The 14,414-nt window shown below is 51.0% G+C and carries 10 protein-coding genes; 9 read left to right on the forward strand and 1 reads right to left on the reverse strand.

Annotated features, from left to right (window positions below; translation table 11 throughout):
• Positions 1-181 precede the first annotated feature (181 nt).
• The 4 genes from IDH45_RS14420 (at position 182) to IDH45_RS14435 (ending at position 4,791) form a co-directional block, all read left to right on the forward strand.
• A complete protein-coding gene (locus IDH45_RS14420; RefSeq protein ID WP_223836658.1) occupies positions 182-1,465 on the forward strand; it encodes a Gfo/Idh/MocA family protein in 1,284 nt (427 codons plus the stop codon).
• Positions 1,466-1,490: 25 nt separating this feature from the next.
• A complete protein-coding gene (locus tag IDH45_RS14425) occupies positions 1,491-2,486 on the forward strand; it encodes a Gfo/Idh/MocA family protein (RefSeq protein ID WP_190928755.1) in 996 nt (331 codons plus the stop codon).
• Between the two features lie 52 nt (positions 2,487-2,538).
• Positions 2,539-3,846, forward strand: coding sequence for an ABC transporter substrate-binding protein (locus IDH45_RS14430; protein WP_190928757.1), 1,308 nt, complete (start codon positions 2,539-2,541; stop codon positions 3,844-3,846).
• A gap of 144 nt (positions 3,847-3,990) precedes the next feature.
• On the forward strand, positions 3,991-4,791 hold the full coding sequence (locus IDH45_RS14435) for a sugar phosphate isomerase/epimerase family protein (protein WP_190928759.1): 801 nt from the start codon (positions 3,991-3,993) through the stop codon (positions 4,789-4,791).
• A 109-nt stretch (positions 4,792-4,900) separates the two neighbouring features.
• Here IDH45_RS14435 and IDH45_RS14440 read toward each other — a convergent pair whose 3' ends face one another.
• Entirely contained in the window at positions 4,901-7,246 is a 2,346-nt protein-coding gene (locus IDH45_RS14440) for a helix-turn-helix domain-containing protein (protein WP_190928761.1), read from the reverse strand.
• Between the two features lie 159 nt (positions 7,247-7,405).
• Here IDH45_RS14440 and IDH45_RS14445 point away from each other — a divergent pair, with 159 nt between their 5' ends.
• The 5 genes from IDH45_RS14445 to IDH45_RS14465 all read left to right on the forward strand — a co-directional run bounded on the left by IDH45_RS14445 (position 7,406) and on the right by IDH45_RS14465 (position 14,407).
• Complete coding sequence (locus IDH45_RS14445; RefSeq protein ID WP_190928762.1) at positions 7,406-7,600, forward strand: hypothetical protein; 195 nt, start codon at positions 7,406-7,408, stop codon at positions 7,598-7,600.
• A gap of 423 nt (positions 7,601-8,023) precedes the next feature.
• Positions 8,024-9,571: an FAD-dependent oxidoreductase gene (locus tag IDH45_RS14450; protein WP_190928764.1), complete on the forward strand. Its 1,548-nt coding sequence runs from the start codon at positions 8,024-8,026 to the stop codon at positions 9,569-9,571.
• 123 nt (positions 9,572-9,694) lie between these two features.
• Entirely contained in the window at positions 9,695-11,389 is a 1,695-nt protein-coding gene (locus tag IDH45_RS14455; protein WP_190928765.1) for a response regulator, read from the forward strand.
• Between the two features lie 17 nt (positions 11,390-11,406).
• Complete coding sequence (locus IDH45_RS14460) at positions 11,407-13,263, forward strand: cache domain-containing sensor histidine kinase (protein ID WP_190928767.1); 1,857 nt, start codon at positions 11,407-11,409, stop codon at positions 13,261-13,263.
• 178 nt (positions 13,264-13,441) lie between these two features.
• Positions 13,442-14,407 carry an ABC transporter permease gene (locus tag IDH45_RS14465; protein WP_397327063.1) on the forward strand — a complete coding sequence of 322 codons (966 nt, stop codon included), beginning with the start codon at positions 13,442-13,444 and terminating at the stop codon, positions 14,405-14,407.
• Positions 14,408-14,414 lie beyond the last annotated feature (7 nt).

Below are 14,414 nucleotides of genomic sequence, written 5' to 3' on the forward strand. Positions count from 1 at the left end.
GCAGCAAAGATGTTAGGAAAGTCCATCCTTGCATTATGTAATGCCATGTACACGATATTTTCGCGTTTGCTATACTCGGATTGCAGCAATGGCGGGTACCGATTACAAACAATTATAGCAGGTCTGGAAAAAAAGTGTGTGTAGCGAAGAAGGAACTACAATACTCGTCAAGGAGGGGATCATGCTGTCAAACGAAGCAATGGGCAGAAGAGAAACATTTGGAGAAGATGCGATAAGATTGGGTGTTATCGGATTGGGCAGCAGAGGCAGGGCGCTGCTCGGAAGGCTGCTCAAGATGGAAGATATTATAGTTCCTGCCGTTTGTGATCTTTATGAAGACAGGTTGCATCTTGGTATGGAATCTGTTATCGCTGCAGGACGGGAGAAAGCGGAGGGTTACAAGGATTATCAAGAACTGTTGGCGCGTGACGATCTGGATGGGGTGATCATCTCCAGCTCTATCGTAAGCCATGCACAACTGGCCATCGCTGCCATGAAAGCAGGCAAACATGCAGGAATCGAGGTGGGCGGAGCCGCCTCGTTGGAAGAATGTTGGGAACTGGTGCGAACTTCGGAAAGCAGCGGGAAGTCCTGTATGATTTTGTCAAATTGCAATTTTGGACGGAACGAAATGGCTTTGTTGAATATGGTGAAAAAAGAATTGTTTGGTGAAATGATCCACTGCCAGTGCGGTTATGAACACGACCTGAGAAGACAGGTTGTGATGGGAGAAGAAAATAAACATAACCGTTTTGCCCTGTATTCGTATCGAAACGGGGATAATTACCCCACTCACGGGTTGGGTCCGGTCGCAAAATATTTAAATATTAACAGGGGAAATCGATTTCTGACCCTTTCCTCAATGTCCTCCAAGTCAAGAGGGCTTCGTGACTGGGCGACCCAGCATCTCGGTAAAGAACATCCGCTGGCGCACCGCGAGTTCGCTCAGGGGGATATTGTGACGACCATGATCAAATGCGCGAATGGCGAGACCATTTTGCTTACGCTGGATACGACCCTTCCCCGGCCTTATTCACGGGCCGGAAGAGTTCAGGGTACGAAAGGGTTATGGATGGAAGACAATCAGTCTATTCATATCGAAGGCAGAAGTGATAATCATACCTGGGAGTCTTTCGAAAAGTATCGTGAGGAATATGACCATCCTCTCTGGAAGGAATATGTTCAAGAAGGCATCCGCGGCGGACACGATGGAACCGATTATCTTTGCATGCGAGCCTTTATCGAAAGCATCGCCAGGAATATTGCGCCTCCGATTGACGTGTATGATACCGCTTCCTGGATGGCGGTGACCGTCCTAACCGAACAATCAATAGCGCTAGGCGGTCATCCTGTCAGCTTTCCCGATTTTACCAATGGCCGCTGGATCGATCGCAATCCGGGTCCGAAAAGTAAATATAGTTTGAATGAGATTGACGAGTCGCTATTTGAAAACTTCACCATGTGAATTCGGTTATAGGGAGGTAAGCACCATGACAAAAATTCGAACAGCAGTCGTTGGGCTGAATATGGGACTCGGCCACGCTCGCGCTTATGCGCTTTCGGACAAGGCCGATCTGCGCTGGGTTGTCGATTTGGATGAGGAGAAAGCAGCGAAAGTTGCTGAGCAGCTTGGTTGCGGTTATACAACGGATTGGGAGAAAGCCCTTGACGATGTAGAGGCGATCAGTATTGCCACACCCCATCATCTCCACCTGCCAATGGGGTTAAAGGCGATTGCTGCCGGCAAGCATGTTTTGATGGAAAAACCTCTGGCCAATTCGGAAGAACAAGCCTGGGAATTAATACGTGCGGCAGAAGCCCAGCACGTCGTCCTCATGGTTGCTTATATTGTCCGTTACTTTCCAGCCGCACAGCGATTAATAGAAGCAATCGCTAATGAGGAATATGGCAAACCGCTGAATGCAAACTGTTTTCTTGAAGGCTACTTGCCTCCGGCTCCCGATTCATGGTTCGCCAATAAAGAAAAGCTGGGCGGAGGAGTGCTTTTCAGTCACGGCTGTCATTATATCGACCTGCTGCAAGCTGTTCTGGGCAACCCGGTTGAAGTAGCGGGATTGGGTACGCGTCTGGGCACCGAATGGATGGAAGGTGAAGGAACCCATCATGGAATCATGAAATTTGAGAGCGGCGTATTGGCGCATATAACGAGCAGTTGGGGAATAAAGCACAAGAATCCGCCTGCTTTGCTGCAAATTCATACAACAGAAGGATGTTATGAGTTGAGCTTCAGATCAGGGCTGCATAAATTGGTGGTCAGAAAAGGCACGGAAGTCATCGCATTGTATGAGGACCAACTTGATCCCAATCGTATTTGTCTGGCTGAAGTGGAGCATTTCCTGGATTGCATTCGGAGTGGACACAAACCGCTGACAGATGGCTACGAAGCAATGAAATCCCATCAAATCATATGGTCCATGTACAGGCACCAAGGGACGCCGATAAATTTGAAGATCACTTCGCAGTAACACACATGTTGTAGAAAGAGACTGCAACAACCATTACAGAAAGGACAGTGCTATGTTGAAAAAAAGTATCGCAGTATCTACTGTCTCCATCATGATTGCGCTTACTGTGAGCGCTTGCGGAGGAACTTCCGACGGGAACAAGGAAGGAAGCAAAACCCCAGATCCGGCTGCGCCCCCGAGTCCCGTTACTCTCGTCTTTTTGGTGGATGGTGCGGCGATCACGGATGAGGAAATCGAAAAATTGGTGAAAGAGCCGATTAAAGCGAAGTATCCGCATATTACAGTCGAATATCGGGCAAACACGAGAGGAAATACAGGACTGGGAGAAATGATCGGAGCCGGAGACTTCCCCGACTTCATACTGACGACGTATCCGAGAATTACGATCCATCGCGATTTGGGAACGACTTACGATCTTACGGAGCTCGTCAAAACATATAAGGTGGATTTGACCAAATTCGATCCGCAAGCTTTGGAAACGGCCAAAATGTACGGCAGCAAAGATAAAGTATATGCACTCCCATTCTCGCTCAATTTCCTCGCCACGTTTTACAACAAAGACCTCTTCGATAAGTTTGGAGTCGAATATCCGAAGGAGGGCATGACATGGGACGATATGCTTTCACTAGCCAAAAGGATGACGAGGATGTCGGACAACATTCAATACAGAGGGCTGTCGACTAGCGGCGTGCTGGATCTCAGCACTCAGCTTTCCTTGGCCTACGTCAATCCGACAACTGGTAAAGCGAACGTACAAACGGACGGTTGGAAAAAAGTGTTCCAATTGGTTAAGGATATTAGTAGTATTCCAGGCAATAAGGACGGTAATGGCGATCACTTCATGAAAGAACAGTCGCTCGCGATGATGACGGGCTACGATGCGCGAATTGCCTCTCTGGAAGCTTTACACGGCACGCCTAGGCAATTCAATTGGGATCTGACCCAGTTTCCGAGCTACAAGGAGCGTCCGAACACGAGTTTGGCGTCGTCGGGTCATTTCCTCATCGTTTCGGCGTTAAGCAAGCATAAGGAAGAGGCGTTCCAGGCGATTCAAGTGCTTACGGGTGTAGAAAATCAAAAATTGATGACGAGTCGCGGACGATTCACTGCATTAAATGATCAGGAAATAAAAGGGATGTATGGAAGCGGTATGAAGTCGCTGCAAGGAAAAAATGTGAAGAACGTTTTCAAAAGCAACTTTGCGCCTCCGTTCACGGCCTCGTCGGTTGACGCACTCGTCCAGCCCTCTTTAACTGCGGCGATCAAAAAGGTTAACGAGGACATAATGGACATCAACAGTGCTCTTCGCGAAGCCGAAGATATAGCGAATAAAGAAATCGATGCGAAGAAGGGCAAGTAGGGATAAGCACCATGACAAAATTCGAACAGCAGTCGGGCTGAATAGGGGACTCGGCCACACTAGATCCCTTCCCAGTCATACACATCGTATAGAAAGGACTTATATGAATCAATGAGTAAAATAGCGTGTATGACACTTCCATATATGAGATATTCGATTGAAAGGGCGTTTGAAGGAATTTCCCGCGCCGGATATTCTTATGTGTCCTTCGGTATGCCTCATGAGGGAATGGAAGTGCCTGATGAAGAGGACGGCACGACAGTCGATAAGTTGCACGAATTGCTAGACAAGTATGAATTGACGCCCGTGATGTTGATCTGCAATAAACCGTTCAAATTCGACCAACCCATCGAGCGGGCTTACCGGCGGTTGGAAGTGGCGAAGGCGCTGGGAATCAAGGAAGTTTTAACAGGAGGAATCACAAACTACAAGAAATATCCGGATGAGCTTCTTCCCTTGCAACAATACGAACAGAACAAACGCGAATTCGTCGAACATTACAAGAAAATAGCAGAGAAGGCGGAGGAATTGGGCATCGTCATAACTTTAAAGCCTTATACCGGGAATACCGCTACTTCGAGGGAAATCAATGAGACGATAGGTCAGATCGGCTCGCCGGTCATACATGCTTGCTATGATGCCGGCAATGTACAGTTTTATGAGGGAATCGATGCGGCGGCAGATTTTCTGAATATTGCACACAAAACGCATTCCATCATTGCCAAAGATCATCGCGGAACGAAAGGAAATCTCGATTTTCCCATTCCAGGAACAGGAGATGTTGATTTCCGATCGATATTCAACGCCTGGAGTAAATGTACGGACGGAAATGGTTATGTCCTAGTAGAGCGTGTTGACGGACCGTCCGACCCGGAGCTCATCGACCAGCGAATCGCCGAATCGCGAATTCAACTGGAACGTTTGATTGATCATGAACTGAAATAAAGAACTGGATATGGAGCCTCTAAGACCATTGGTCCTAGAGGTTTTTTCACGAGACTCTCCACTCCAGCGGGCCTTTCACGGATTTCAGGTCGATATCCCACGATCACAACTATTTCTTTTTGAACTCGATGGGCGGAACCCCCCAAAACTTGCTAAACGCTTTGGAAAAATTGGCAGGATCTTTGAAGCCATTCATGCCGGCAGCCTCGTGTACACTCAAGCCTTCCTCGAGGTGCATACGCGCCATGCTCATCCGCTTGGCCCGGACGTAGTCGGAGTATGCCTGTCCAGTTTCACTCTTGAACAGACGGCTCAGATGAGACGGATGTATGGCGAACCGTTCGGCCATGCTGCTCAGCGACAGCTCGCCATCCAGCTCCCGTTCAATGATCGATACGATCTCGCGAACGGCCGGGTGTTTCACCGTTTGACGCTGCTTTCCGTAATGGACGATATGGTCTGCCATTTGCAGCAGTAGCTGAATCCCTTTTTCCGGCGAATCCAGCTCCGGCGATACAAAAAGCTTGTTCTTCGCTACGCCATATACATCCCCGGCGTTCCAACCGTTTCGCTCGATATGGTGGGTCATAATGTGGCTGGCGTTCATCCAATTCAAAAACCATGACGCGTCCTTTGAATGCTTTTTATCCTCGGCTGCCCACCATTTTTCCAGCGCGCTCTTTGCGACCGAAGGCTCCCCTGACGACAAAGCTTCTTTCAATACCTTCCCAAAGTCGTCGCCTTTTCCGTTGTTGGTGGAAGACTCTTGACGCAAGGGGGAAGCTGGATTCGCCGAATAAGTAAATTCAATTTCCGTGAACCGTTCGTCTGTATCGGCTTCTGCAAGGTGTAGAAGGACTGTTCCGGCGATCCGATCGTACCGCCAGCCCCTATGGGGATCGGTTTTGGCCCGTTTGGTCAATTCGGGCAGCCAGTTGCCGTTCACGGTAACTGATTCCGGTTTGGTTTCCACATGGACGGTCAATTCATGGTAGCGGGTGACCGGCATATCGGCGTATAACCCGGAACGGCGGGATATCCGAATTGACGTACGATCCTGCCTGGCTTCGCATTCCATATGAGTAAGCGCAATATCACCCTCCTGATAGCGAAGGGTTGTGCCGTCATCTTCGTATAAGGTAAATTCGCTTCGCCGATGAGGGTATACCTGCCAGCTGATCGTATGCACCTCAACTTGCCCGGCATGATCCATCAGCGGCCACATTGGAATGAGCGCCCCGGCACGGATGAATAGCGGCCCTCCGGCTCCATCGGGGATGTCATATTCGATACTTTGCAAGCCCTTGTAGCGATTGCCGTTCCAATAATCGATCCATACCCCTTCCGGCAAATAAACCTTGTTTGTGAAAACGGCTACAAGCAAAAAATCGCCTAACATATACTGTTGGTTTAAATCCCGGCATACCGGATCAGCGGGGAAAACCAGTGGCATTGCGCGCGCGATCGGCATTCCAGTGCGCGTTGCCGTGTGCGCAGCGGAGTACAGATACGGAAGCAAACGGTATCTTAGTCTCGCGTAAGTTTGAAACAATCGCCGCAAAGGCGGTTCAAGAAAGTCCGGATGCTGAAAATGTCCGAAGCTGTTAACTCGGGACCAAGGCAGCAAAAAGCCGGAATGAATCCCTTCTTTCGACGTGACACGCATGTTTGTCGATACATGGGTCTGTCCGATAAATCCGTAATTTAACAGAGCGACGATCGCTTTATGATTATTTTCAAAAACGCCTGTCGTAGTTGTTATAAATTGCTGCATGCCCGTATAGCCGCGCTCAATTTGGATAACAGGCCGAGCATTCGTATGATCGCTGAATCCCTTCGCCAGTTGTTTGGCCAGAAGCAGTGGGAACAAGTTATGCAGCTCCCGGCTATGCATCCCGTTATGCCATATTTTGTCGGGGTACACGCTCAGCGGACTTTTGTAGGATACAGCAAAGGCGGATACGCCGTCTTCCACAAGTTTAAGCAGAAGGTCGTAACCGGCGGTCAAAGTCGGATCGCAGTCGAGACCAACGGTAACCCCGATTTTGAATCCTTGCCTCCGCAATATTCCGATAATCGTAATTTGTTTGTTTTCTTGTCTTAAAACATCGGCAACTCGGTCACGGTTCCACTGTTTGGCGCTTGACGCATCGTCTTCCAGCCAATCCTTACCAAGAGTGATCAGATCGCATGGCAAGCCCGAGTGACGAAATTTGATCGCGTCATCAAGCACTTCCCTGGCGTCGGCTTGTTCCCGACAGGTGAAGTTGAGGCCATACATCCAGATCGGCAGAAGTTGAGGCTTCCCGGAAACCTTCGTATATGTATCCAGCAATTCCGCGAAGCTATCCCCTGTAAACAGGAAAAAGTCGAGCTCGCCTTCCGCTCCTTCGATGCTCAGCCTGTCGCGGCGTTCGTTTCCGATATCGAACGTATGAGGCAGTGCCGTATTCATCAAAATCGCCCAACCCCGACTGCTCATCAGAAATGGAATCGGTGCGCTGGCCCATAAATTATCTTCTACCCGAATAGACGCTTTTAAGCCGCGTCTCTGAACCTGTTCCGGGGCAGTATTACCCAATCCGTAAAAAGCCTCGTCTTCCAGAAGGGAAAAATGAACGCCAAAACCGGGTTCGTTGACCCGTGGCGCTCCAGCAGAACGAACGATCTCTTCACAATCCTGCTTGATTACGCGAAAAGAGCCATCCGCCGGATCGATTTCCAGTTGGACTTGTCCGGACTTGACCGCTACGCGCTCACCGGATGGAATGAGGCAAACATTGCGATTGCGGCTTTCGGGGAATTGTAAAATGCCTAGACGAACAAGAGACGTTTCAGCAAAACATCCCGTCTGATCCAAACGAATCCGAAAACTGCCATCTTCAACCGAATGTATTCGCATAGTGCCTCTATTGCCCAAATCGAACTGAATATCTGATTCCGAACAATGGTCCATTTCCTTGCCCCTCCATCCAAAGTCATGCCAATCATAACATAACACTGTGAAGCGGTCATTCATGTCATGAGATGACATGAAAAAAACGTTATAAAAATACAAGTCGCGTTATGAAGCGGCATGTACTCGGTCGTCTCCGTTTTTTATACTGGGGGAGAATGCGGATCAGGTCGATCGATGAAGGGGCTGCCCGAGAGCTTCATGAGGCGGCCGTCGATGACGGATATGGAATGCAGCGTATTTTCTGGCACAGTAAAACATGAGGAGAGAAAACCGATGACTGATTTCAGTAATTTGATCTATTACGCTCCGAGCAAGGTGAGCGAAAACCCGCTGATTGTGGAGGCGGATCTATGCATCTATGGAGCGACCCCTGCAGGGATCGCCGCAGCAGTGCAGGCAAGCCGAATGGGACTGCGCGCCGTCATTGCCGAATTCGGCAGGGAGATCGGCGGAATGACCGCAAGCGGTCTGGGCAATACCGATTTCGGTCATAAATCGGCGATCGGAGGCTTGGCCCGGCAATTTTACCGGGATTTGGGGAGCCACTATCGTACGGACAATGAAGACGGCGCCGTGTGGCACTTCGAACCGCATGCCGCTAGGCATATTTTTCAGGAATGGCTGGAGAAGGCGGAAGTCCCCGTATACTTCGAGCAGCATCTGGCCAGTGTCGACACGAATTCCGGCAAAATCGTGAAGATCGCGATGGAGAACGGAAATGTATTTCGTGCCAGTATGTTCATCGACAGCACGTATGAGGGCGACCTGATGGCGCGTGCAGGAGTGTCGTACCATGTAGGCCGGGAGTCCAACTCCGTGTATAGCGAAACACGCAACGGCATTCAATTCGGATCGCACCACCATATGTTTAATGCAGCGATTGACCCCTATGTGATTGAGGGAAAACCCGACAGCGGTCTTCTTCCCGGGATTATGGACGTCGCTCCGGGGACGCAGGGACAAGGTGACCGTTCGATCCAGGCGTACAATTTCCGTATCTGCCTGACCACCGTACCGGAAAACCGGATTCCGATCCCGATGCCGCCGGGATACGATCCGCAGCAGTTTGCCTTGCTTGCCCGCTATATTCGAGCCGGCGTATGGGATTTTCCGCGGAAATTTTACCGCATTCCGAACGATAAGACGGATTCGAACAATTTCGGCGCTTTCAGCACGGACCATATCGGTGCGAATTTCAATTGGCCGGAAGGCGATTATGCGACGCGGGAACGCATCTTCCAAAGCCATGTGAACTACAATATGGGCTTGTATTATTTTATCGCCAACGATGAAAGTGTCCCGCGTGCCTTGCGCGAGGAACGGCAGCAACTGGGGCTTGCCGCCGACGAATTTGTAAAGACCGCCAACTGGCCCCATCAGTTGTATGTGCGGGAAGGGCGGCGTATGATATCCGAAGTGGTCATGAACGAACGGCATTGTCGGGGGCAGGAAAAGGCGGAGGATTGTATTGGAATGGCCTCCTATACGATGGATTCCCATAACTGCAGACGTCTTGTGCTTGAAGGGTTTTGCGTCAATGAAGGTAACGTGGAAATTCCCATCCCCGGGCCTTATCCGATCTCCTACCGCTCCATCGTGCCGAAAAGAGAGGAATGCGCCAATTTGTTCGTTCCGGTATGCTTGTCCTCTTCCCATATCGCTTACGGGTCGATCCGGATGGAGCCTGTGTTCATGATTCTCGGACAATCGGCTGCTATTGCGGCGGCGATGGCGCTGGAAGCGGGCGTTGCCACACAGGAGGTTAACTATTCGAAGCTGAGGGAACGTTTGCTTCAGGACGGTCAAGTTTTGGAAGTTTGATGGAATCCGCCAGGCGGGATACAGGGCATCGCGACAACAGTCTGCCGGGGTTAACGGCAGACTGTTGTCGTCTACCCTGCACCCGTTATACTGTAAGGAAGAGACGGAAGGAGGAATTGCGAGATGTACAAGCTTCTGGTCGTGGACGATGAACCGGCGGTCCGGCTCGGACTGCGCAACTATGTGGACTGGGGGCAATTCGATATTAGATTCGTCGGCGAGGCGGACGACGGAGATACCGGGCTGGAGGCCGTGGAACGGCTAATGCCCGATATCGTGCTGACGGATGTGCGGATGCCGAATATGGACGGAATTACACTTTCGAAAGAAATCCGGAAGCGTTTTCCCGATACGAAAATTGTGTTTGTGAGCGGGCATGACGACTCCGACTATTTGAAATCTGCGATGAAGGTGAGCGCAGTCGATTATATTTTAAAGCCGGTCAATCTGCAAGAGCTGCGGACAGTCATCGCGCGAGTCGTCGCCGAGCTGCAGGAGGTGCAGACGGAGCGCCGGATGACACAACAGATGCAGGCCAAGCTGCAAGAAAGCATGCCGCTCCTGCGTGAGAAATTTCTCCTGTCGCTAATCCTGAACGGGGCTCCCCGGGGGGGACGGACACAGGAACGGCTGGATTTTCTCGGCCTGGGCTTGCCTTACAACGCCGCATACTGGGTCATCGTCGTGTCGGTCGACCGGTTCGCCGATATCGTGGAGAAGTATACGGAACGGGATTTGCAAATATTTTGCTATGCGATTCAGAATGTATGTCAGGAAGTGGTGCGTCAATATCTGCAGGGCAGCGTGTTCGAACATCGGAGCGGCGAGTTTGTTGGAATTGTATATGCGGATCAGGGGCATGCCTGTTTGACCGGGGCCGGGCAGGCGAGTGCCGGATCGACGCCGATTGGGTACGATGATCCGGAGGAGCTGCTGTTCGAGCTGGCGTCTCAGCTGCGCGACCATCTACAGCGCTTTCTTCGGATCAGCGTCACGATCGGGCTCGGCGACCGTGTCTCCAATTTGGGTGAGCTGGCCGGCTCATACGAGCAAGCGAGAGAAGCTGCGGCCGGCAAGTGGTATTTGGGGCAAAATCAGATTTTGACGATGGACAGCCTCAATCTGGACAAGCGGGAGACGTTCGACGAGCGTTCCTATCGATTCGACTCGGCCGAGAGCGGCAAACTGATTTCCATATTGAAGGGAGGCGAGCCTCGTCAGCTCGGATTGGCGCTGGACGAGCTGTTCGATCGTCTGGCGAGGCAGCGCAGGGGCGGGCTGAAATACAGCCGCAACGTCATATTGCAAATCGTGCTATTGGCGGGACAGCTCATGCTGGAGCTCAATCTGGCGGACGAGGAGCTGGAGCGGCGGGAGTCGTGGTTATGGGAAGAGCTGTTCAAGCAGGAGACGATAGCAGAGCTGCGGCAATTGCTGGAGACGTACCTGCAAGAGGTGTGCGGCAGGATCGGGGAACGTCGCAGCGGCAGGGCAAGCAATATTGTAGAGCGGGTAAGGGCGATTATTGAGCGCCGTTATGCCGATAACAAGCTGACCGTATCGGAGATCGGCCGCGAGGTGTATTTGACCGATACGTATATTAGCCTGCTGTTCAAGCAGGAGACGGGCCGGACAGTGAATGAATGGCTGACGCAGTACCGCATGGAGAAAGCGAAAGAGTTGCTGGCGAATCCAACCTACAAACTATACGACATTTGCTATGCGGTAGGTTATGCCGATCCCAGCTATTTCAGCAAACTTTTCAAAAAAGTAACCGGTCTCACGCCAAGCGTCTACCGGGAAACGAGGCACATCTGAAAGCGACGGTGATTCGTATGATTGATTTCGCTCGTCGTGCGATGGGCTACGTCAGGCTGCAAGCCCGTCGCTTCGGTATTCCCCGGAGCTGGCTGATTACCTTTTCGCTGCTGATCGTCCTGCCCTCCATCGTATTGGTGTACGCGTATTCCCAGCGTACGGCTTCGATTCTGGAGGAGGAGGTGTCCAATTCGATGCAGCAGACCGTGAAGCAGGCGGGCAACAATTTGTCTTACCGGCTCGGGCACATCCGGGACATCAGCAATGCTGCCTCGATAAATCCGATGCTGCATCAGTTTTTGAAGGAGGACGGCATTCCGAGCATCGAATGGCAGCTTGAAATATTGAAGGAATTGCGATATTTCGTAGAGACGATCCAGACGAATACGGATGTCTTCCGATTGCGATTGTTTGTCAAGAACACAACAATGCTCTCGGAAGAGCGGTATAACTTTTTTTCGCTGGACTCCTTGAAGAGCTGGCCGTATTACGGCGAGGTATTGAGCGCGAACGGGGCGATCGTCTGGACCGACATTTACAAGCAGGATTATATCGGCAGCGGCGAAGCCTATATTATGTCAAGCGCGAGAATGCTGCACGATTCCGAGCAATTCGGCGAAGTGGGGGCAGTGCTTGTGATCGACGTATCGGAAGAGCTGGTAACGGACATTTTATCCGATATCGACCTGACTAAGCCCGGCAATGTCTTCATTGTGGACCGCGACGGGGCTGTTGTGGCGCATGCCGACAAATCGCGAATCGGGACTCCGCTGGAAGAGAAAGTCCGCTTGGCCATTCAACAGGGTCAGGAAGGCAAGGTGAAAATAGAACTGAACAACAAGTACGAATACGCGATGTACTCGACGATTCAGCCGACCGGCTGGAAAGTGGTCGTGCAAGTGCCCGCAGCCGATATTTCCGAGAAGATCAAGTTAAAGAAAACGGCCGGTTTTGCCACACTTGCAGGCGTGTTCGCGTTGTTCCTGTTGCTCGTTTTCGCGCTGCTGGCCTTGATCGTTCGCAGCATGAACCGCCGCTTGCAGCAAGTGATTCGCGTTATCCGAACGGAGGGAATCGAACGGCTCGACGAACCGCAGTCTATGCCGGAGGGGAACTTCATGATGCTGGAGCGAAGCGTCGACATGCTGATGCGCCGGATGCGTTCTTTGATGGAGCAAACCTACAAAGCCCAAGTGCTGGAGAGGGAAGCGCAGCTTCGCGCGCTGCAAGCGCAAATCAATCCTCATTTTCTGTACAACACGCTCGACACGATCAACTGGATAGCCATCGGTCACGGCAAACACGATATTAGCGAGATGATCGACGCCCTGGCGAAATATTTCCGCCTGAGTCTGAATAAAGGCCGGGATGTGATGAGCGTGGCGGATGAGTTGAACCTGGCTCGAGTGTATCTCGATATTCAGAAGAGCCGCTTTCTGAATTCGTTCGAATACCGGATCGAGCCGGAGACGGATCTGCTCGATTACACCGTGCCCAAGCTGACTCTCCAGCCCATTGTGGAAAACGCCCTTCTGCACGGCATTCACAAGATGAAGAACAAGTTCGGAACAATCCTGATTCGAGCCTATCGGGAAGGGAACGAATTGATTCTCGAAGTATCCGACAATGGAATTGGGATGGAGGAGGAGCATGCGCAGCGACTGCTTGTCGAGCCTCAAACGATGGCGCGTGCGGAAGGATCGGGAAGCTCCTACGGCTTGTACAACGTGAACGAACGGATCAAACTGTTTGCGGGGGAAGCTTCGGGTTTGCGCATTACATCCCGTTTAGGCGAAGGCACTTCCGTGACGGTGCACATCCGGCTTGACCTGATCGCAAGGCCTGCGTCGCCGCCTTTCGGCTCAAATGAATAGCAGACTGCACGTGAGAACCGGGCGGTTCTCTTTTTTTCGCTTCAGACGTTTTTCGGAGAAAGGTTTATAGAAATCGACCAGAAATTGAAGCTTTGTCTCCTACAATGAACCCGTGCCTGCCCATTATACTAAGTGTACGCACAACAGCATGTGTCGAACTTGAGATGGGGGTCAAGCGATGAGCAGTCTGTCCACAGAGTTAAGAGATTCGCGTTCTCAGGCTCAAAGAAAAGAAATGCGAACCTACAAATGGAAGTTGTTTCGCAACAATCTGGATATGTATGCTTTACTGATTCCGGGACTCGCGTTTCTGATCTTGTTTCGTTATACGCCGATGTACGGGATCGTGATCGCATTTCAGGATTTTAACATTTTCGACGGGATAGCCGGAAGCAGCTGGGTAGGACTTGACAATTTTCGAAAGCTGGTACATTCCGACGAATTTATGCAAGTGTTCAGAAACACGTTAATCATCAGTTTTTACAAGATCGTCCTGCTGTTTCCGGTGCCGATCATCCTCGCGCTGATGCTGAATGAGGTCGGCAGAATGTGGTTCAAGCGAACGGTGCAAACGATCGTATACTTGCCGCACTTCTTGTCCTGGGTCATTATCTCGGGCTTGTTCATCAACATTTTGTCCCCTTCGAGCGGAATCGTGAATGAGGCGATCAAATGGATGGGCGGTCAACCGATCTCCTTCCTGATCGACAACGACTTTTTCCGCGGGACACTCGTATTCACATCCGGATGGAAGGAAGCCGGCTGGAACGCCATTATTTTTATCGCCGCGATTGCCGGCATCGACCAGGATCAGTATGAAGCGGCTTCCATCGATGGAGCCAGCCGAATTCAGAAGATGATCTATATTACGCTGCCGGGCATTGCCCCGACGATTGTGCTGATGCTGATTCTTCGTATCGGACATTTGCTTGAAGCGGATACGGAGCAAATATTGACGATGTACAATCCGGTCGTGTACGAGACGGGCGACGTCATCGGCACTTATGTGTACCGGGTCGGATTAGGCAAAATGGATTACAGCTTTTCTACCACCGTCGGCTTGTTCAACTCCGTTGTCGCGTTCTTGCTTATTATGCTGGGCAATTTCCTGAGCGGAAAATTTGTGAAACGAAGCATCTGGTAGGAGGTCA

Source organism: Paenibacillus oceani, from assembly GCF_014705615.1.
Taxonomy (GTDB): Bacteria; Bacillota; Bacilli; order Paenibacillales; family NBRC-103111; genus Paenibacillus_AB; species Paenibacillus_AB oceani.